Origin of the sequence: Streptomyces sp. NPDC097640 (assembly GCF_040302705.1) — a bacterium.
In the GTDB taxonomy this organism is placed as follows: Bacteria; Actinomycetota; Actinomycetes; order Streptomycetales; family Streptomycetaceae; genus Streptomyces.
Window position 1 is genome coordinate 47,078 of the sequence record NZ_JBEOSB010000024.1, and the last position, 18,459, is coordinate 65,536.

16 protein-coding genes and 4 pseudogenes are annotated in these 18,459 nt (G+C 68.4%); 7 read left to right on the forward strand and 13 right to left on the reverse strand.

What is annotated here, in order from left to right; genetic code table 11:
• Window positions 1-25: 25 nt before the first annotated feature.
• On the reverse strand, window positions 26-868 hold the full coding sequence (locus ABTY62_RS32300; protein WP_352132971.1) for an alpha/beta fold hydrolase: 843 nt from the start codon (window positions 866-868) through the stop codon (window positions 26-28).
• 4 nt (window positions 869-872) lie between these two features.
• Window positions 873-1,490 carry a dihydrofolate reductase family protein gene (locus ABTY62_RS32305; RefSeq protein WP_352132972.1) on the reverse strand — a complete coding sequence of 206 codons (618 nt, stop codon included), beginning with the start codon at window positions 1,488-1,490 and terminating at the stop codon, window positions 873-875.
• 274 nt (window positions 1,491-1,764) lie between these two features.
• Here ABTY62_RS32305 and ABTY62_RS32310 point away from each other — a divergent pair.
• Window positions 1,765-2,442, forward strand: a pseudogene (locus ABTY62_RS32310) (transposase); the annotation flags it as partial.
• A gap of 42 nt (window positions 2,443-2,484) precedes the next feature.
• Here ABTY62_RS32310 and ABTY62_RS32315 read toward each other — a convergent pair.
• Window positions 2,485-3,051 (reverse strand): dihydrofolate reductase family protein, encoded by a 567-nt coding sequence (locus tag ABTY62_RS32315; protein WP_352132973.1) that lies wholly within the window; start codon window positions 3,049-3,051, stop codon window positions 2,485-2,487.
• A gap of 358 nt (window positions 3,052-3,409) precedes the next feature.
• Between ABTY62_RS32315 and ABTY62_RS32320 the strand changes: the two are divergent.
• Window positions 3,410-3,529 (forward strand): annotated as a pseudogene (locus ABTY62_RS32320) (Tn3 family transposase); the annotation flags it as partial.
• Window positions 3,530-3,871: 342 nt separating this feature from the next.
• Here ABTY62_RS32320 and ABTY62_RS32325 read toward each other — a convergent pair.
• Window positions 3,872-4,720 (reverse strand): class I SAM-dependent methyltransferase, encoded by an 849-nt coding sequence (locus ABTY62_RS32325; protein WP_352132974.1) that lies wholly within the window; start codon window positions 4,718-4,720, stop codon window positions 3,872-3,874.
• 137 nt (window positions 4,721-4,857) lie between these two features.
• Here ABTY62_RS32325 and ABTY62_RS32330 point away from each other — a divergent pair, with 137 nt between their 5' ends.
• Window positions 4,858-5,442, forward strand: a complete 585-nt coding sequence (locus tag ABTY62_RS32330; RefSeq protein WP_352132975.1) for a TetR/AcrR family transcriptional regulator — start codon at window positions 4,858-4,860, stop codon at window positions 5,440-5,442.
• 245 nt (window positions 5,443-5,687) lie between these two features.
• Here ABTY62_RS32330 and ABTY62_RS32335 read toward each other — a convergent pair whose 3' ends face one another.
• The 5 genes from ABTY62_RS32335 to ABTY62_RS32355 all read right to left on the reverse strand — a co-directional run bounded on the left by ABTY62_RS32335 (window position 5,688) and on the right by ABTY62_RS32355 (window position 10,316).
• Window positions 5,688-6,428, reverse strand: a complete 741-nt coding sequence (locus tag ABTY62_RS32335; protein WP_352132976.1) for an HAD family hydrolase — start codon at window positions 6,426-6,428, stop codon at window positions 5,688-5,690.
• Window positions 6,425-6,973 carry a hypothetical protein gene (locus ABTY62_RS32340; RefSeq protein ID WP_352132977.1) on the reverse strand — a complete coding sequence of 183 codons (549 nt, stop codon included), beginning with the start codon at window positions 6,971-6,973 and terminating at the stop codon, window positions 6,425-6,427. Before ABTY62_RS32340 ends, ABTY62_RS32335 begins: the two co-directional genes overlap by 4 nt.
• A 115-nt stretch (window positions 6,974-7,088) precedes the next feature.
• Window positions 7,089-8,468 (reverse strand): ABC transporter substrate-binding protein, encoded by a 1,380-nt coding sequence (locus ABTY62_RS32345; protein ID WP_352132978.1) that lies wholly within the window; start codon window positions 8,466-8,468, stop codon window positions 7,089-7,091.
• Between the two features lie 52 nt (window positions 8,469-8,520).
• A complete protein-coding gene (locus tag ABTY62_RS32350) occupies window positions 8,521-9,414 on the reverse strand; it encodes a carbohydrate ABC transporter permease (protein ID WP_352132979.1) in 894 nt (297 codons plus the stop codon).
• On the reverse strand, window positions 9,411-10,316 hold the full coding sequence (locus ABTY62_RS32355; RefSeq protein ID WP_352132980.1) for a carbohydrate ABC transporter permease: 906 nt from the start codon (window positions 10,314-10,316) through the stop codon (window positions 9,411-9,413). The genes ABTY62_RS32350 and ABTY62_RS32355 overlap by 4 nt, the downstream gene beginning before the upstream one ends.
• Window positions 10,317-10,625: 309 nt before the next feature.
• Here ABTY62_RS32355 and ABTY62_RS32360 point away from each other — a divergent pair.
• Window positions 10,626-10,976 (forward strand): annotated as a pseudogene (locus ABTY62_RS32360) (MgtC/SapB family protein); the annotation flags it as partial.
• Window positions 10,977-11,299: 323 nt separating this feature from the next.
• On the opposite strand, the gene ABTY62_RS32365 reads toward ABTY62_RS32360, so the two are convergent.
• Both ABTY62_RS32365 and ABTY62_RS32370 read right to left on the reverse strand, forming a co-directional pair.
• Window positions 11,300-12,322 carry a LacI family DNA-binding transcriptional regulator gene (locus ABTY62_RS32365; protein ID WP_352132981.1) on the reverse strand — a complete coding sequence of 341 codons (1,023 nt, stop codon included), beginning with the start codon at window positions 12,320-12,322 and terminating at the stop codon, window positions 11,300-11,302.
• Between the two features lie 1,108 nt (window positions 12,323-13,430).
• The gene (locus ABTY62_RS32370; RefSeq protein ID WP_352132982.1) at window positions 13,431-14,138 is read right to left on the reverse strand and encodes an alpha/beta fold hydrolase; all 708 of its coding nucleotides are present in this window, start codon (window positions 14,136-14,138) and stop codon (window positions 13,431-13,433) included.
• A gap of 126 nt (window positions 14,139-14,264) precedes the next feature.
• Between ABTY62_RS32370 and ABTY62_RS32375 the strand changes: the two genes are divergently transcribed.
• Both ABTY62_RS32375 and ABTY62_RS32380 read left to right on the forward strand, forming a co-directional pair.
• Complete coding sequence (locus ABTY62_RS32375) at window positions 14,265-14,834, forward strand: TetR/AcrR family transcriptional regulator (RefSeq protein ID WP_352132983.1); 570 nt, start codon at window positions 14,265-14,267, stop codon at window positions 14,832-14,834.
• Window positions 14,819-15,185: pseudogene (locus ABTY62_RS32380) on the forward strand (integrase); the annotation flags it as partial. The gene ABTY62_RS32375 and the pseudogene ABTY62_RS32380, both read left to right, overlap by 16 nt.
• Window positions 15,186-15,460: 275 nt before the next feature.
• On the opposite strand, the gene ABTY62_RS32385 reads toward ABTY62_RS32380, so the two are convergent.
• On the reverse strand, window positions 15,461-15,871 hold the full coding sequence (locus tag ABTY62_RS32385; RefSeq protein ID WP_100568610.1) for a RidA family protein: 411 nt from the start codon (window positions 15,869-15,871) through the stop codon (window positions 15,461-15,463).
• Between the two features lie 474 nt (window positions 15,872-16,345).
• Here ABTY62_RS32385 and ABTY62_RS32390 point away from each other — a divergent pair, with 474 nt between their 5' ends.
• Window positions 16,346-17,233: a helix-turn-helix transcriptional regulator gene (locus ABTY62_RS32390; protein ID WP_352132984.1), complete on the forward strand. Its 888-nt coding sequence runs from the start codon at window positions 16,346-16,348 to the stop codon at window positions 17,231-17,233.
• A gap of 223 nt (window positions 17,234-17,456) precedes the next feature.
• On the opposite strand, the gene ABTY62_RS32395 is transcribed toward ABTY62_RS32390, so the two are convergent.
• Complete coding sequence (locus tag ABTY62_RS32395; protein WP_352132985.1) at window positions 17,457-18,443, reverse strand: SDR family NAD(P)-dependent oxidoreductase; 987 nt, start codon at window positions 18,441-18,443, stop codon at window positions 17,457-17,459.
• Between the last annotated feature and the right edge of the window lie 16 nt (window positions 18,444-18,459).

Genomic DNA, 18,459 nt, shown 5'->3' on the forward strand with positions numbered 1-18,459 from the left:
AGACCCGCGCGGCACCCGCCGTCCTCTATCCGAGCGTGAGCATCGCCTCGGTGACCTCTCCGACCGCCGCATCGGGAATCGCAGTGGCGGCCTCCTTGAGGACGAGCAGCCGTGCCCCGGGGATCTCGCGCGCAATCGCCTCGCCGTTGCCGACAGGGAAGAACCGGTCGCGGCGGCCGTGGACGACGAGCGTGGGGACCTCGATCTCGGGCAGGCGCTCGCGCCAGCGGGGTTCGCAGTCGAGCCTGGAAAACACCATGCCCATCTGGTTGGCCATCTGGACCGGGGGTGCGGTGCCGGGCGTGCGGTCCCAGATGCGCCCAGCGATTGCGCGCGCGGCGACGGGGTCGTTGCCGAGAATCTCCGCGCCGGCGGCGGCGAACTCCGCAACCGCCTCGCGGTCGGTCCAATCGGGCAACGGACGCGCGAACAGCCGGCTCATCGTCGCCTGGTCATGGTCGGGGAGGTCATCGTCGGGCGGGCCAGGGGCAACCGCGCGGGTGCCGACCAGGGTGAGCGCCGAGAACGCGCCCGGATGGTCGAGCACGGCCACCTGGGCGACCATACCGCCGACGCCGATCCCCGCGAGGTGCGCAGGCCCCCCGCCGAGCGCGTCAGCAAGGGCCGCCGCGTCGGCGGCGAGGCCGCGCAGGGTGTAGGCGGGCGCCTCCGGATCCGTCGTCGTCGACTCCCCACTATCGCGCAGGTCGTAGCGCACCACATGGCGCCCTCCAGCGGCGAGGCGCTCGCAAAGCGCGTCGGGCCACGAGAGCATCGTCGTCCCGCCCGCGAGCAGGACGAGTGGCGCGTTGTCGTCACCGAACGACTCGATGCCCAAGGCGATCTCATTCGCGTTGACAGTGGTCATCAGATCACCGGAAGACGTCGTAGGTCAGGTGCGTCGCGGTCGATGTCGAGATCACGCTCCGCTGCACCAGCGTGCGCGGCGCTCCGCCGGTGAACAGTGGTGTCCCGGCGCCCAGCACGATAGGCGCGAGGTGCAGCGTCAGCACGTCGACCAGCCCGGCGTCGAGCGCCGAGCGGATCGTGGCGCCGCCGCCCATGAGGACGACGTCGAGGTCCTTGCCGCTGTCCGACGACGCCGCCTCGGCTCGCTCGCGCGCGGCGGTGACGGCGTCGGGCAGACCGGTGGTGACGAACGTCCAGTCGAGGTTGGTTGTCCGCACCGACTCCGGCGGCGAGCTCGTCACGACGACGAACGCGGGCTTGCCAACCTCGCCGACGCCGTAGCCGGACGTGTCGTCCCAGCCTTTCGGCCCGTCGACCACGTCGAACAGGTGGCGGCCGAGGACAACGGCGCCCGAGCGGGCGGTCCCCTCACGCAGGACCCGGCGGTCGTCGGGGTCGTCGGAAAACGCCCACGTGTGCAGGGCCTCGCCGCCGGTGCCCAGACCGTTGTCCAGGCCGGGGTCGGGCCCGGTGACGAAGCCGTCGAGAGAGACCGAGATGTCAGCGATGATTCGAGTCATACCAGGGCAGACCCGATCCGCCGCCCAAACTCATCGCTCACGCATGAAACGTGTGGCGGATGTGAACTCGACAGCACGCCGCGCCAGGCGGCACGTCGGACGTACAGCGGACGATCGCCCCCGAGTACCTCAGAGGCGCAAATGCACAGGTCAAAGGGTATGGCCTCTTTAGAGAGCCCGGCAGTAGGCGCACTGGCCGGCCTTCGGGGCGCCCCGGAATCACAGCAGGCCCGAGCCCTGGTGATCATGGAGTTCTCTACGCTCAGTGATCACCGAGCGCATTGCGAAAACCGGCTGCTCGGACCGTACGATCAGGCGCCGCGTCAAGGATTGGGCCCCGCTGGGGATGGCCGTGCAGATCCACGCGCTCGCCCTCCAGGCGTACGACCGCATGATCGGCCTTCAGCTCGACCAACTGTCCGTGGACGGCTGCCTCACCAAGGCCCCGTGTGGCTGCGAGGCCACCGGGCGCTCTCCGGTGGACCGGGGCAAACAGGGCCTGAAGCGCTCGGTCACCACCGAGGCCACCGGCATCCCGCTCGGCATCGTCCCGGCCGGCGCCAACCGCCACGACTCCCCACTGCTGCTGCCCACCCTCAAGGCCGCCGACGCGCAGGTCGGCGGCCTTCCCGACCAAGCCGACGTGAACCTGGACCGAGGCAACGACCGCGACAAGACCCGTTGCGCGATTCGGGAATTGGGCTTCACCGGCGAGATCGCCCGCAAGGGCGCCCCCGCCCCGATCCAGGCCGGCAAGAGGTGGGTGGTGGAACGGAGCCACGCGTGGATGAACGGCTTCGGCAAGCTGCGGCGCTGCACCGAGAAGCGCACCCGCGTCGTGGATTTCCACCTCTACCTGTCCGCCGCGATCGTCACACTGCGTATGCTCATCCGCCGCGCGACTCCGCGCTATCGCTGGGACGGCCGGCCCACGACCAAGCGCCTGAAGTAACACCTACTGCCGGGCACTCCAAGGCGTGTTGGGGGCTGCTGCTCAGCGCCTCGTCTCGTACCTGGTCAGGACCACGCCGCCGGGAACCGTCCGCGTCTCCACCAGGTTCAGGTTCACCCAGCTGTCCAGCGCGGTGAAGAACGGCGTGCCACCGCCCACCAGGACCGGATGGGCGGCGATCACGTACTCGTCGATCAGCCCGGCGCGCATGGCCGCCCCGGCGAGGTTCGCGCCGCCGATGTTCATCGGGCCGCCGTCCTCGGCCTTGAGCCGGCTGATCTCGGCGATCGCGTCGCCGGTGACCAGGCGGGTGTTCCAGTCGACCTTGTCGATCGTCGAAGAGAACACCACCTTCGGCGTGTCCCGCCAGTTCCGCGCGAACTCGATCACCGCCGGGGTGGCGTTGGGCTGCTGGTCGCCGGTCGGCCAGTAGGAGCTCATCGCCTCCCACAGCTTGCGCCCATACAGCGACAGGCCACTCGCCTGCTCGTGGTCGAGCCACCACTGGAACAGCTCGTCGCTCGGCGGTCCGCTCCAGCCGATGTCGTCGCCGACCGCGGCGATGTAGCCGTCCAGAGTCAGATTCATGCCGTAGATCAATTTCCGCATGGCCCAGCCTTCCGTCCGTGGGTGTCCGGCTTATAGACCAGCGCGGCGCGGGAAACTCATCGGTGCGCGACCTGGGCTCGCCGGTGGTCCTCGTGCTCGGGGCTCAGCGTGGTGTACTCGGCCGACACGGGCAAGCCGCCTGATCTCGACCTCGCCCTCGACCTCGCGAGGAAATGCCACGGATTTGAGACTGATCATGGGTGACAAGGCCGTGAGACAGCCAAGAACGCCCAGATCGCGCAAGATCGGCATGTCACGAGCTGTGAGACCCTACAAGTCAGCGGCCGACTCGTCTTCGTCCTCGTCCAGTTCGGGCGCGTCCGGGTCACGTAGCGGGCGCAGGGCGCCGGCGGCCGGGGTCGATCCGGTCGACGACACCTACCGCCGTCAGATGAACCGGCAGCTCACTGTGCAGGAGTCCCGCCACAAGCCGGCCCGGGACGTGTGCCACGGCAAGCGCGGCACCATCCACCAGGCCAGGTAGTTCTCGATGCGGGAACTTGCTGCTGCCTGTCCTCCAGGACCCGCGGCGTCAAGCAGGATTGTTCTGAGTCCTTCTGATGATCCATACACCGCTGCACCCAGCCGAGCGGGATCGCCCCCGATCACAACAAGGTCTATCTCCGCCCGGCGGGCGGACTTCAGCGCACCGGTCACGCCAGGGGCTGGTCCTGGTGGTGACCCCGGCACCGAGCCATCGCCCGGCGCCGTCACCGCCGCACCCGAAGTCACGAACGCGCAGTGCCTGACAGCGCGTCAGGCGAGCATACTCACAGACACGCTCCTGACCGGTGCCAAGGGCAGATCTGCGACCCGAATGCTAGGCATTGTCTGCCGTGACCAGCCATGATGTGCTGATCAGCTGGACGGTTCCGTCCGCTGTCTCGTGGGTGCGCAGGCGGTCGGTGAGTGCGCGGAGGGCCTGGGGCCGTGCGGCCGCAGGCGCCTGTTGCAGCAGGTGGCGACCGGGGCCGGTGGCCAGGAGGAACTCCGCGGCGTCCTCGGCTCCGTGCCCCCATACGCCGCATGCTTGCGCCTTGTCGATGCTGATGCCGGTGAAACCGGCCTCGGTGAGGACGGCGCGGATACGGTCCGGGGCGGCCAGGGAGAACATTCCGGGTAGGCCCGGCTGTCCGAAGTCGTCACCGACCGGAAGGATGTCGCGCAGCGACGCCATCACGGTCACCCATTCGTTGAGCGCGGCATCGGCCGGGCAGACGAACGCCAGGCGCCCGCCAGGCCGCAGCGCCTGGCCGACGTTGCCGAAGGCCGCTACGAGGTCAGTGAAGAACATCACCCCGTAGCGGCTGATCGCGGCGTCGAACGCGCCTGTCTCGAAGGCGTGGGCCTGCACGTCGCCTTGAACGAAGGAGACGTTGGCGATGCCCTCCCGGTTCGCTTCGGCCCGCGCCTCGGCCAGCATCGGCGCAGACAGATCGAGGCCCAGGGCATGCCCTCGCGGTGCCCTGAGCGCGGCGAGTCGGGTGGTCTGCCCGGCGCCGCAGCCGAGGTCGAGAACCCTGTGGTCCGCGGTGATCCCGGCGGCGTCGAGCAGCGGCTCGTTGAAACCCCCGTTCACGGCGTTCCAGCGGCCCTGACTGCGGGCCCAGTGGATGCCTTCGGCTCCGTTCCATGCCTGTGCCTGCTCGGAGTTGACGACGTCCGGCACGAGTGCCTCCTGTGGTGGACAACAGAGAATGGGCGTTCGCCCAAACAGTATGGGCGTGCGCCCAAACTGGCAACCCGCTAGCATCGACTGAGCTGAATCCCTTCAGGGCGAGGGGAAAAGAAACGGAAGAGAGGTCCATGTCACCGCGCGGAGTGGCGACACCGGACGTACGCGAACGACTGTTCACGGCCGCCGAGCGTGTCGTGGAACGGGACGGCCCCGGCGCGCTCACCAGCCGGGCTGTCACCGCCGAGGCGGGCTGCGCCAAGGGGCTGTTGCACGCGCACTTCACGGGGCTCGACGAGTTCGTGGCCGAGCTCTGCCTCGACCGGTTCGCACGGACGGTCGCGAAGGCACGGGCGCTGTCGGAGCTTGCCGGGCAGGACACGGTGACGCGGAACCTTGACGCCGTCGTCCTCGCACTGTTCGACTCGGGTGGCCCGGCCATCTCGGGCCTCGCCATGACCCGCCCCGTCGCCACGGTGCGGATCCGAGAGGCATTCGAGGGCGGAGCGCCAGGCTTCACCGCGATCCAGGAGGCCATCACCGGCTATCTGCAGGCCGAGCAGAGGCTCGGCCGGGTGGCCGCGACCGTCGCACCCCATGCCGTGGCCCTCGCTGTTGTCGGCACCGCCCACCACCTCCTGATGACCAACTGGCCGGGCGCCTCTGACCCCCGGCCCGCCATGACGTGCCTGGTAGCGGCTTTGGTGGGTGGCTAAGCCTCGATCCACCGGTCGATTTCGGTCCAGTAGCCGGACATGACCGCGCGGCTGCCCTCCAGCGCCCGTCAGGGGCGGGCTCTCCGTGGCACCGCGGACGCGCTTCACCTCAACCGCCTCGCCCTGCGGTTTCCCGCTCGCAGGCTCCCGGCTGTCGGGAGCGTCGGACGCCGCCCAGGCGCTTGTGCGCGGATTTTCATCCCACCGCCGTCCGGCAGGCCGGGCGGCGGGAGCGGCGCGCCGCGTCATCTGGCGGGCAGGAGACCCAGATCGCTCATGAGCGTCCTGGTGTTCTCGCCCGAGGTCCATGTGTGGGCGTTCCAGCCGGCCTCGCGCGCGGCCTCCACGTTCACCGGGCGGTCATCGACGAAGACGATGCTTTGCGGCGGGTACCCGAGAACGTTGGTCACCTCGGAGTAGATGGCCTGGTCTGGTTTGGCCAGGCGCAGTTCCGCGGAGAAGAACCAGTCGCTGACGTACGCGGCCCAGGGGGTGCGGCGGGCGGCTTGGGCCATCTCGCGTGTGGCGTTGGACAAGATGCCCAGCCGGACTCCCTGGGTGGACAGCGAGCAGAGGAGGGACACCGCGTCCGGACGGATCGTCGTCCATGCCTCGGTGTCGATCCTGGTCAGTTCGGAGACAGCGTCCTCGGCCGGGGAGACGCCCAGTTCGGCGAGGACGTCGCTCCAGAAGGCCTGTGCGCTGCCGCCACGGTCGTATGCGTCGCGGTAGGCCCAGTAGGCAGCCCCGACGGCTTCGGGACGGCGTTCGATCGCAGCTGCGAGCGCGGCGTAGAGGCCAGGCGGTGTGGCGAGGACTTCACCGAGGTCGAAGATGACGATGCGTGGCGTGCGTAGGCCGGTCCTTCGGTGGTCCTGGCCAGGGCGTGCGTCCGCATGGACGCTTGTCGGGTGAGCCTCCTGTGAGCCCGTGGTGTGCAGGGAGACGTTTGAGGCTGCGCCCGTGTCCTGGCGGGGCCGGCTCATGCTGCTTTCCAGGAGTGGACATGGCGCCACGTCATGTGGTGCCACCAGTGGCTGCTCCATTCGGAGCGGAACTCGAAGAGGGAGTACCAGCGAGCGATGAAGGAGTCGGGCGGCTGGAGGGCGAATTCGGTCAGGAAGTCCCCGACCTCCTCGCTCAGGTGGTTGTCCACAACCAGGTCGTGACTGGCCAGGCCGAGGTGCGCGGAGAATTCGTACTCGGCCACCGGGGTGACCAGGTAGTCGTCAACGGGCGCCGAGAGGGGCGCGACTGCTTTGGCAACGGCCGCGGCGACCCGGGCGAGAGGTTCGTTCGGCTTCGTCACGGTCTCGTCGAGATTGATGTTGTACTCGTAGGTGCCCAGCTCCTTGCGGTCGATTCCGCTGTTGTGGACGGGGAAGGGGTGCACGTTTTCGAAGACCGGGTCGAGGGCGGAGATGAGCCTGTCCTCGGATGCCTGCGTGGCGAGGTTCCCGATGAGCGTGGCGTGCGGGGGGAAGGCCCCGGCCGACACCAGACCGAACTGCTTGTTCAGGGCGTGCGTCACCTGGGTGACGTTCCAGCAGGTCGCTGCGTCGGGTCGGAGAAAGATTCCGTAGCGAATGTCCGTCAAGGCCGTTGCTTTCTCTTCTGTGCGTGGTGAGTACGTGATCGGTAGCCGGCTACCGGCCGAGCTGGTCCTGGTACTTCTTGATCGAGCTCTTGGCGTCGGTGACCGCCTGGTCGAGCGCCGCACCAATGGTCTTCTGACCAGCGAAGGCGGCCTGGATCTGGTTGATGTTGCCGGTCCGGATGGCCGTCATCGCGCCGGTCACGCAGCCGGCCGGGGCCGACACGATCGGAACGTTCTTGAGCTGCGCGACCATCGTCTGATAGTTCGGGTTCGCCTTGAGGAACGCCTGCTGCGTGGAGGACGCGTCGGTCTTTGTGTTGACCGGAAGGTAGCCGGTTGCGTGGCTGAACTCTTCCTGCGCGGCGGCAGAGGCGAGGAAGGTCTCCAGCTTCCAGCCGGCCGCCTTCTGCGCGTCGGTGGCGGTGCTGCTGAGCCAGAGGGCGGAACCGCCGATGACGGGGCCGGAGCTGGTCTTGGGACCGCTGGTGGGGAACGGCAGGGCCGCGTAGTCGAACTTGGTGCCCGTCTTCAGTGCGCCGAGTGCGCCCGAGCTGTTGAGCAGGAAGGCGACCTTGCCGGCCTGGAATCCGGACAGGGCCGCAGATCCGTCGGGTGCCCCGTCCACGGCCACACCCGAGCGGTACAGGTCGGCGACCTTGGTGATGGCCGTCTTCGCCGCGCCGGTGTTGATGGTGATGCCGGAGGCCGCACTGCCCTTGCGGCCGTTGTCCGGTGTGCAGAAGTCCTGGCCCGCCGTGGCGGTGAGCTGTTCGATGTACCAGTCGTCATCGGGCATCGTGAAGCCCTTTTGGCCGGTCTTCTCCTTGACGGTCTTGGCAGCGGCGATCACGGCGTCCAGCGTGCTGAGGTCGGTGCTCTTGGGAATGCCGGCCTTCGCGAGCAGGTCCCGGTTCACCCACAGCATCGGGGTGGACATGTTCATCGGGACGGCCTGCAGTTTGCCGTTGACCGTGTAGTAGTTGCGGCCCGCCGCGGACAGGTCGGAGATCTTCAGATCCGAGGGGTTGGCCTTGGCCATGTCGGTGGCCGGGATGCTCTTCTTCACTGCGGTCATGAAGCCGGTGGCGATGTCACCGGCGACCATGACGGTCGGGGTGCTGTTGTCGCGCAGGCCTGCCGTGTACTTGGCCAGCAGGTCGGCGTAGACGCCCTGGAAGGTGGCGTTGACGTGGATCTTGCCCTTGTTGGCGGCGTTGAACTCACTGATCAGCTTGTCGAAGGCGACACCGTTGGCGGCACCGAGACCGTGCCAGACAGTGATCTCGGTGACACCCTTCGCGTTCTTCAGGGCGGACGCATCCGGCACGGACGACCCGCCGGCACCACTGTCCGACGAGTTCGAGCTGCAGGCGGCCGAGCCGGCCACGACGGTGACCGCTATGGCCGCAGCCAGGATTCTGTGCTTCATGACGGTTCCTTCAGGGCGATGAGGGGAGGGAGAGGAGACGTGGTGGGCAGGCTCAGCGCAGGACACCGCGGGTCAGGCCGTTGATGAGGAAACGCTGGGCGAAGATGACGAGGAAGATCGTGGGGACGACCACCAGCACAGCACCCGCGAAGATCACTGATGGGCTGGAGACCTCGGAGGCGGACAGCTGGGAGATTCCGACCTGGATGGTCCGGGCGGCGGCCGTGTCGGTGATCAGCAGAGGCCAGAAGAAGCCGTTCCAGGCGGCCAGGGCGCTCCAGATGACGGCGTTGGTGACCTGGGGTCGGCAGGCGGGCATGATGATCGTGAACAGGGCGCGCAGGTCACCGGCGCCGTCCAGCCGTGCCGCCTCCCAGATCTCGGTGGGTACCGCGGCGAACGCCTGCCTCAGCAGGAAGATGGGGTATCCCGCGGCCAGGTAGGGGAGCACGACGCCGAAGATGGTGTTGCGCAGCCCGATCGAGCTGACGAGTTCGTAGTTGGGGATGACGATGCTCTCGGCGGGGATCGCCAGCGTGACCAGGACCAGCACGAAGGCGACGTTGCGGCCCCGCCAGCGTGGGAAGACGAGGGCGTACGCGGCCAGCGCACCGGTCAGCAGCTGCCCGAGCGTCTGCAGCGTGACGGCGCCGACGCTCACGAGGTACTCCCGCACCAGGGGCACGGCCGTCAGCGCCTCATGGAAGTTGCCGAGCGTCACATCGGCGGGGCTGGGAACGATCCCGCTGCGCAGGAACTCCCCGTTGGGAGTGAAGGCGCCGACGAAGGAGACGTAGACGGGCAGGAAGATGATCGCCGCGAAGACCATCACAGCGGTGAACCGGACGATGATCCACGGGCCCGGGACACGCACGCTGCGCCGGGCGCGGGCTGGCACAGCCGGTGCTGACTGGACGCGGGTCGGCCTGGCATCGGTCGAAGTCATGCGGTGTTCTCCCGTCCGAGCAGACGGAACTGGAGCGCGGTGACCGCCGCGACAATGAGGACGAGGACGGTCGCGATGACCGATGCCCGGCCGAAGTCCGGAGTCCCGTTACCGAAGGCCAGCTGGTAGAGGCGGTAGACCAGGTTGGTCGTGGCGGACGCCGGCCCGCCCCGGGTCAGCACCTGGATCTGGGCGAACGACTGCAGACCCGTGATCGTCTGAGTCACGACCAGGAACAGGATGCTCGGGCGCATGATGGGAACCAGGATGCGGGCGGCGAGGCGGAAACCGCCGGCTCCGTCGAGCTGCGCAGCCTCGATGACCTCCGGCGGGACGTCGCGCACCGCAGCGGTCAGCACCAGGAACGCGAACCCGAACTCGTACCAGGCGGTCGCGATCGCGATCGACCACACTGCGGTGACCGGGCTGTCCAGCCAGTGCGGTCCCGGCAGTCCCACCTTGCCGAGGATGATGTTGAGGACTCCGACCGACGGAGCGAACAGTCCCGCGAACACCGCGGACGCCGAGGCCGCGGAGTAGGCGAAGGGCAGCGAGAAGACCACATTGAAGATCCCGCCGCCCAGCAGCCGCTGGCGCAGCAGCAGCACCGCGCACAGGGCGCCGAAGGTCGCCAGGGACATGCCCAGCAAGGCGATGACGATTGAGACGACGACCGTATGCAGGAAGTCGGGGTCCGAGAGCAGCGAGGTGTAGTTGTCCAGACCCACATAGCGGGTCGGATTCCCGATGAGGTCACTGGCGTAGGTGCTCAGCTCCAGGGTCCGAAACAGCGGCTTGAAGATGAAGACCGCCAGCAGCCCGGCCGCGGGCAGCACCAGCCAGGGGCCAAGGCCGTTTTTGCGCCACCTGGCCACCGGGGACGGCGATGTATTTGAAGGCATCAGTACTCCTTTGCCCGGCGCGTCGCATATCTGGCACGTTACGGGAACGTTCCCGGGCTGGCGATGACGCGAACGTATCAGAGGGTGTTCGACGCGAACAAGCGACGATTTCGCAAACGACAGGCTGCGCCAAAAGTCCTCATCGATGACCGGTTGTCGTTGCCGGATCATGGAGATGAACGTAGCCTTCCCCGCCGGGAGCGTTCCCGGCCCGATGGTGTACCGGGCGCCTATGACCAACCCGGAAGGGAACATCCGGTGACCGACCCTGGTGCCCTCTTCGGGCTCTCGTCCAGGGTCTTCGTGGCCATGGCGCTGGGACCGGCGATCGGTATGGAGCGTCAGTGGCGCCTGCGCACCGCCGGCATCCGCACCAATGCCCTGGTCCCGGTGGGCGCCTCACTGTTCGTGGTCATGGGAACCGTGGGACTCGGCGAGAACCCCGGGGCCGATCCCACGCGCGTGGCGGCTCAGGTTGTGTCCGGGATCGGTTTCCTCGGAGCGGGCGTGATCCTCCGGGACGGTTTCGACATCCGAGGACCGACCACGGCCGCGCCCCTGTGGTGCGCTGCCGCGATCGGCTCGCTCGCCGGGGCCGGGATGGAGGTCATGGCACTCATCGGCTGCGTTGTGGTCATCGCGACCAGCACGCTCATGCGCCCCGTGGGCCGGTTCGTCAACGGCCGTCAGCGCCAGGCCGGGGAATTGCCGCGCAGCAGGCGGACGACGAGAACGCCACGACCGATTTCATCCTTGAGGTCGCCACCAGCGCAGGCGGTCGACCGGCCGGAGTACACACTGCGCTCGCCGCACCGGGTCCTGGCAGGGGTGTCCCGGGGTGTCCGCGCAGCACGCCGACGATACGGCCGGCCTGGAAGCCTGGAAGTCACGTCCGAAGAATCGGCCTGGATCCGAAGGCGACCTCCAGCCGGTGGTGGCCGGCCGAGACCGACGACTGACCGGGTCGGCAAGCCGCGCACAGGTTACGGCATGCCGGGCCACTCCGCTGCCGTGCGGCCTTCGACAAGACGTCCCCGAAGCTCGACCAGGCGGTCCTGGTCCGTCTTGCCCTCGATCCTGTCGAGGAGGAGACCGATCGAGGTCCTGCCGATCTCCTCCACCGGCTGGCGGAACGTGGTGAGCCCCATATATGGGGTGGCCAGCGGGCCGAATCCGTCGTAACCGGTCACCGTGCAGTCCTCGGGTGCCGACTGTCCCCGCTGCCGCAACGCCTCCAGGACATCGACCGCTGCGGCGTCCGTGGGGCACATGACAGCCGTGGCCCCGGCGCTGTCCAGTTGGTCGGCGATCACCTGGGCCGATTCTCTGTCCGAGGCGACTTCCCAGACGACGGGTGTCTTCCCCGCGGCTCGTATGCGTTCGATCATGGCGTAGCCCCGGGTGTGCTGGCTCAGGGAGTACGTCTCGTCGGTCAAGAGGACCGCGATCCGTTCGTGTCCGAGCTTGAGCAGATGGTCCGCCAGTACGGTTCCGCCGTCGGCGTCGTCACAAAAGACACTGGTGATGCCCCTGCTCGTCTCCCGGCGGCCCGCCACCACGATCGGCACCCGATCGATGAACGGAACGATCTCCTCCGAGGGCAAACGGGCCGACGACACCACCAGACCGTCCACCTGCAAGGAGATGAGGCTCTTCAGCGCGCGCAGGGCGTCGGCAACCCCAAGATCTCCGGCACTCGCGACCGTGACCATCTGATAGCCCCGGGCCTCAGCCGCCTTCTGCATCGCCACCTGCAGCCACGCGTAGTACGGCCGGGTCATGTCCCGGAGCAGGACACCGACCGTCTTCGTCTGCGAACTGACAAGCCCCCGTGCCATGGCATTGGCCACGTACCCGAGGTCGCGCGCAGCGCGCTCGACCCGTTCCCGGGTCTCCGCGCTCACCTCGCCCTGTCCCGAGAGGGCACGTGACACGGCAGACTTCGAAACCCCCGCCTCCGCGGCGATATCCAAAATCGTAGGAGCCTTGCCGCGGGCCCTCGCCATCCGTTCCAGCTCCCCACTACGCGTCGGCCGATTCCATCCGGGAACGTTCCCCACAATGACTATACCGGTGGTCGTTGCAGCAAGCCTCTGACTCGGCAAGCCCATGAGCCTCGGTGAAAGGGCACGCGATGGACCGGCAGCCTCGAGCGGTCGCACGACTGCCCTCACAAGAGTTATCGAGAGCACGCAACCGCAGTGGGCGAACGACCAGCAGGACCAGCCCGTCAGGGCGACGCAGCGTGCGCTCGCTGAGTGCCGCGGGTGCCCACAATCCCTTGGTACATGCCGGCCAAGGGCCCATCGCCCACCCGCCGGTCGGCGCCGGGCGCACGTCACGCGCCAACAGGTATGCGGCCCGGGTAAAGGTGGCCGCCTCGACCGTCTGGAAGATCCTGAAGGATGCCGACGTCGATCCGGCGCCCGGCCGGAGCTCCAGCACATGGGCCGACTTCCGCGCTCCCAAGCCGACGCCCTCAGCAGGGTCCCACCGATGGTGGTGCCGCGGTGGTCAAGACGACTGCCAGGGCTGAGGGAAGCCAAGTAGGCATCGCGGCCCTCGTCGCTGAGGTGTGCCAGGCACGCGTCATACAGTTCAGGCTGGCTCTCGCCGTTCTCGCCTGGCTGACGCTCAACACGACGGCCTCTGCAACCCACAGGATCTCCGCCGTCCGGGTTAGCGCCGACACCGCAGTGCGCGTAGCTGGGGGGCTCAGTAGGCATGGTGGCAGTCATGTTGTCAGCGACGCCGCCTGGAACGGTTCCGGTTGCCACGGCCCCTTGGGACACATCACGCTCCTCGCCAACTGAAGTACTCCGAGAGACGCAATCAGTCACATCTGAACAGCGAAAATCGTGCTCGACTGGCCATTGCTCAGCCACACACACCCGCCAAGTACAACGCTCAGGGCCCGCCAACTCAAAGCGCTCGCTCGCCAACTACGGCGCTCAGTCACACGAAACTGTCCTGTGCCAGCGAACCTTGATCGTGTGCCACCGAAACCTGATGATCCGTAAGTTCGTGCCATTGAAGTCTGATCGGTACTGGGCCCCGGTCCGTCGCCGCCGCCGCAGCAGCCGATAGGCCGTGGTGGCGGCGACGAGGGAGGGGTCAGCGGGTGGCCTTGGCGGCCTCGATGATCAGGTCGGCCACCGCGTCGGGCTGCGAGATGGCCACCGCGTGGGACGCCTCGACGCGTACGACGTGCGATCCGGCGCGCTCGGCCATGAACTCCTGGGCCTGGGCGGGGATGGCGTTGTCCTGGGATGCGACCACTGCCCACGAGGGCAAAATGCGCCAGGCTGGGGTGCCGGACAGTTCGGCCGTCAGGGCCTGCACGCGTACCGAGCGCTGGGTGACCGCGAGGACGTCGGTGGTCTCGGCGGGCAGGTCGCCGGCGATGACGTCCTGGTAGTGCTCGGGCAGGATGCGCAGCTCCGGCTCGCCCTCGTGCTCGATGGCGATGGTGGTGTCCGGCCCCATCTTGGCGCCGGGGAAGCGGGAGGCGTTCTGCAGGGCACTCTCGCCCTCGTCGGGCTGGAAGGCGGCCACGTAGACCAGGGCCTCGACGTTCGACGCCTCGCGGGCCGCGCGGGTGATGATCGCGCCCGCGTAGGAGTGGCCGACCAGGACGACAGGGCCGTCCACGGCCTTGGTGACGGTGGCGACGTACTGCGCGTCGGACTCCAGCCCGCGCAGCGGGTTCGCCGCGGCGACAGTGGTGTAGCCCTGCGCCTGGAGCCTGGCGATGACCCCCTTCCACATGCCGGAGTCGCCGAAGGCGCCGTGGACGAGAACGATGGTGGGGGTGGTACTCATGGATTCCATTCCTCCCAGGAAGAACGATCGGTCTTTCTGAGAGAAAGATTAGTCGTTCTACCTGGGGCGCTGCAACGTGACAGGGGCGACAGCCGAGAACGACTGGTCTTTCTTTATGATGGGTGTATGACGACCGTCTCGGAGCTGCATCCCAAGGACCGGCTGCTGCGCACCGCGTCCCGCCTCTTCTACGCGGAGGGCATCCAGGCCGTGGGCATCGACCGACTGGTCACCGAGGCCAAGGTCACGCGTGCCACCTTCTACCGGCACTACCCCAGCAAGGACGACCTCGTCTCGGCCTACCTCACGGCCACCGCCGAACAGATCCGGGACGCGGTCGGACGGGCGCGGCAGGGCAAGACGCCGCGCGAGGCACTCCGCGCGGTCATGGCCGTACTCGGCGACGCGACCCTCGAAGACGGCTTCCGCGGCTGCCAGTTCCTCAATGCCGCCGCCGAATACCCCGACCGCACCCACCCGGTGCGCGCGGTCATCGACGACCAGCGCACCTGGCTGTTCGGCGTGCTGCGCGACCTCTCGGCCGCCATGGGCCACCCCGACCCCGACCACGCCGCACGCGTCCTCGTCCTGCTCCATGACGGCGCGTTCCAGGCCGCCGAACTCGACAACGCCATGGCTGTCCGCGAAACACTGCGCCGCGCCGTCGACGAGGTGTTCCCCGCTCAGGACGGCTGACGACGGTCCGCCGCTGCGGGAACAGCCGATGGGGCCACTGCCGGATTCAAGGAACCGGCCCGGCGCGGACACCCGATCGCCGCCTCCACCGTCTGGCAGATCCTCCACACCGCAGGCATCGCCCCCGCACCCCGCCACACAGGCCCAACCTGGCGCGAGTTCCGCTCAGCGCAGGCCACCGGCCTCTTCGCCTGCGACTCCCTCCACATCGACACCATCAGCCTGCACCGCCTGCACGCCCTGGTCTTTCTCGAGCACCGCACCCGACGCCTGCACGTCACCGGCGTCACCGCACGCCCGACCGCGGCCTGGACCACCCAGCAGGCCCGCAACCTAGCCACCGACCTGGGTTCCTGCGCACCCGCATCCTCGGCGGCGTGATCAACGAGTACAGATATGCCGCTTGACCAGGAGCGACGATTATTCGAGCCCCACACCTTCGACGGTTGGACGAAGAGGTTCACGGACCCGCGGCTCCGCGCGGCCATCGTCGACCGGCTGACGTTCATGCTGCCTGCCTCGATTGCCGGCCGCCCTCGCAGGCGGCGGGCAATCCCATATTCGCGGTGATACCGCCAGGCACTTCCGGTCCAGGCCGCGCGGCCGCCGCGTTGTGTCAATGGACCTCAGGAGTCGAGCACGGCGGCGACGGCCTCAATCTCGACGAGCTGGTCCTTATAGCCGAGGACAGTGACGCCCATCAAGGTGCTGGGGACGTCGTGGTCGGCGAACGAGTCCCGGACTACCTCCCAGGCAGACACCAGGTCCTCCCGCCGGGCCGATGCGACGAGAACCCTAGTACTGATCACGTCCTGGAGTGACGCGCCGGCGGCAGCGAGAGCAGCCCGCATGTTCTCGACGGCTTTCAGCGCCTGACCCGCGTAGTCCCCGATCGCTGCCGTCGAGCCGTCGTCGTTCAGGGGACACGCCCCGGCCAGGAAGATCAGGCGGGAGTCGGCGGGCGCCGTAGCCGCGTAAGCGTACTCGGCGACGTCGGACAGGGAGGCGGAGCGGATCAGAGTGATGGCACGAGCCACGGTCGTCGGGTCCTTTCCCATCGAGTGTTGAGCGTGGACATCCTGCCAACGGCCCGTAGGCACCCGCCTCCCTTTTCTCGCCACGCCCACGGCAACGCCGTCATTTCTGGCCGACACTCATGGACCCGCTGATCACCAACTGCTCCGGAACCCGTCGAGAAACGCTGTTCCTAGAGATCAACGAAGCCACCCGCGGGTGCGGGGAGCAGGAGGGCCACCACGGGTTGGTGCTGGCAAACCAGGCGGTGCCGCTCGAGCGAATCACCGCACTGGAGGGCCACCCGGCGTTCGACGAGGCGGTGGCCTGCGGCAGGCCGGCGAGGACCACCTGTGAAGGCGACGCTGCCTCCCGGTTCGCATCCAGCATCCCGCCCGGGACACACGTGTGGACGCCCCGCGCACGCCCTGCCGAACCTAGGTCTGACTGGTCCACCTTCAGCGCCCATGACGTCGCTGTGGTGTATCACTGGATGCATGGACCAAACCGGCGAGCTGGGTGACTTCCTGCGCTCGCGGCGGGCCCGGCTGCGTCCCGAGGATGCGGGGGTCGCGTTCGGTGGCGGCGCGCGCCGAGTGCCCGGGCTGCGCCGTGAGGAGGTCGCGCGCTTGGCCGGGGTGAGCGCGGACTACTACGCCCGTCTCGAACAGGGCCGGCACCCCCACGTCTCGGAGACGGTGCTGGAGGCGGTGGCCCGCGCCCTGCGCCTGGACGACACCGAACGCGGCTACCTCTTCGAGCTCGCCCGGCCCACGACCCCCGGCCCGGACAGGCGCCGTCCGGCCCGGGTACCGCGCGTGCGCCCGGCGATCCACCAGATGCTGGACGTCCTGAACGATGTCTCGCCCGCCCTGGTCCTCAATCACCGCAGCGACGTCCTGGCAGTCAACCATCTCGCCAAGGCGCTGATCACGGACTTCGACGCACTGCCGCACCGCGACCGTAACTTCGCCCGGTTCGTCCTGCTCCACCCTGCGGCGCAGGACCTGTACCAGGACTGGGACCGGGTCGCGGAGGCGTTCGTCGCCAGCCTGCGTCTGGCCACCGGACGCCATCCCGACGACCGCCTGCTGAACGAACTCGTCGGGGAACTGTCCAACAAGGTTCCCGCGTTCTCCACCTGGTGGGCCGGTCACCGCGTGGACCAGTGCGCCCACGGCACCCGGCGCCTCGTTCATCCCGTGGTCGGTGAACTCACCCTGTCCTACGAGATTCTGGCCCTGCCGGCCGACCCTGACCTGAGTATCTGCCTCTACACCGCGGAGCCTGGTTCGGCGTCTGCGGAGACACTGCGCATGCTCGCCAGCTGGAGTGCCCCGACGGGCGTACGAGGGCGCAACTCTCCCGAGGCACCGTCAAGTTGACTTTCGAGGGGCGTCCGGAAGTTCCGCTTCAGTGTGGCCAGCGGCACCGTCCTTCCGCCGCAGCGATGTGTTCGCCCTCGTCCGCGAGTCCTCGGGCGAGGGTCGGCTCCTCTGTGGGCTTCGAACGGTCTACGGGCGGACCGCGCGTGGAGGCAGGTGTTCTGTACATCGCGGCATCGAGGCCGATGCCACGAGTTCGGTGCTGCTCTTGCGGGGATTCTGCTCATGCGCCCGTTGCGGCGAGCGACAGTTCCCACAGGCGGTCGGCGGCGTCCGGGTCGAGCGCGTACGGGGCTACGCCGCCGGGGGAGGTTCCCACGGCCTCGGGCGTCAGCTGCTCCGCCTCGTTGCTGTCCTCGAAGTAGCGGCCGCCGATGCCCTCCAGCTGGGGGGAGGTCGCGGCCAGCACGCTCGTCGCGGCGCCCTGGGCGATCGTCTTGAACCGGAACGGCGCGCCCTGGATCGAGCCGGGTTCCCCGGCTGCCTCGGCGGCGCGCAGCTGTGCGGCCTGGTCGGGGTCCATGTGGCGCGACAGGTTTGTCGACATGATCACGCCGGGGTGGACGGCGTTGGCGGTGATCCCCTCGGCTGCCCAGCGGTTGGTCGCCTCGACCGCGAAGAGAACGTTGGCGGTCTTGGACTGCCCGTAGGCGAGCCACGGGTCGTAGGGGCGGGAGGTGAAGTTGATGTCGTCGAACTCGACGGGCGAGGCGTGGTGGCCCCGGGAGCTCAGCGACACGATCCGCGCGTTGCCGGCCGCCGCGAGCGCGTCGTGGAGGCCGAGCGTGAGCGCGAAGTGGCCGAGATGGTTGGAGGCGAACTGCAGTTCCCAGCCGTCCGGTGTGCGCTCGAGCGTGGGCAGTGCCATCACACCGGCGTTGTTGACGAGGATGTGCAGGGGCCCGGACCAGGCGCTCGTAAAGGCGGAGATCGACGCTCTGTCGGCGAGGTCGAGCCGGCCGACCTGGACCGCGTCGTTCCCGGTCGCCTTGCGGATGTCGGTCGCGGTGCGCTCGCCGGCGTCCGTGTTGCGGACCGCGAGGGTGACCGAGGCGCCGGCACTGGCGAAGGCACGGGCGGTCTCGGCGCCGAGACCCGAAGAGGCGCCGGTGACGACCGCGTGCTTTCCGGTGAGGTCGACGCCTTCGATGACCTCGGCGGCCGTCGACTCTTCTCCGAAGGGGGTGTGGATGCGCTGGGTGGTTGTCATGACCTCAAGTCCTAGT

What these genes read in the sequence shown, in the direction of transcription:
- ABTY62_RS32315 (WP_352132973.1), bottom strand. Translation starts at nt 3,051, where the DNA reads ATGCGGAAATTGATCTACGGCATGAATCTGACTCTGGACGGCTACATC.
- ABTY62_RS32375 (WP_352132983.1), top strand. Translation starts at nt 14,265, where the DNA reads ATGACGACCGTCTCGGAGCTGCATCCCAAGGACCGGCTGCTGCGCACC.
- ABTY62_RS32390 (WP_352132984.1), top strand. Translation starts at nt 16,346, where the DNA reads ATGGACCAAACCGGCGAGCTGGGTGACTTCCTGCGCTCGCGGCGGGCC.
- ABTY62_RS32335 (WP_352132976.1), bottom strand. Translation starts at nt 6,428, where the DNA reads ATGAGCCGGCCCCGCCAGGACACGGGCGCAGCCTCAAACGTCTCCCTG.
- ABTY62_RS32350 (WP_352132979.1), bottom strand. Translation starts at nt 9,414, where the DNA reads ATGACTTCGACCGATGCCAGGCCGACCCGCGTCCAGTCAGCACCGGCT.
- ABTY62_RS32305 (WP_352132972.1), bottom strand. Translation starts at nt 1,490, where the DNA reads ATGACTCGAATCATCGCTGACATCTCGGTCTCTCTCGACGGCTTCGTC.
- ABTY62_RS32300 (WP_352132971.1), bottom strand. Translation starts at nt 868, where the DNA reads ATGACCACTGTCAACGCGAATGAGATCGCCTTGGGCATCGAGTCGTTC.
- ABTY62_RS32355 (WP_352132980.1), bottom strand. Translation starts at nt 10,316, where the DNA reads ATGCCTTCAAATACATCGCCGTCCCCGGTGGCCAGGTGGCGCAAAAAC.
- ABTY62_RS32370 (WP_352132982.1), bottom strand. Translation starts at nt 14,138, where the DNA reads ATGAGTACCACCCCCACCATCGTTCTCGTCCACGGCGCCTTCGGCGAC.
- ABTY62_RS32330 (WP_352132975.1), top strand. Translation starts at nt 4,858, where the DNA reads ATGTCACCGCGCGGAGTGGCGACACCGGACGTACGCGAACGACTGTTC.
- ABTY62_RS32345 (WP_352132978.1), bottom strand. Translation starts at nt 8,468, where the DNA reads ATGAAGCACAGAATCCTGGCTGCGGCCATAGCGGTCACCGTCGTGGCC.
- ABTY62_RS32395 (WP_352132985.1), bottom strand. Translation starts at nt 18,443, where the DNA reads ATGACAACCACCCAGCGCATCCACACCCCCTTCGGAGAAGAGTCGACG.
- ABTY62_RS32365 (WP_352132981.1), bottom strand. Translation starts at nt 12,322, where the DNA reads ATGGCGAGGGCCCGCGGCAAGGCTCCTACGATTTTGGATATCGCCGCG.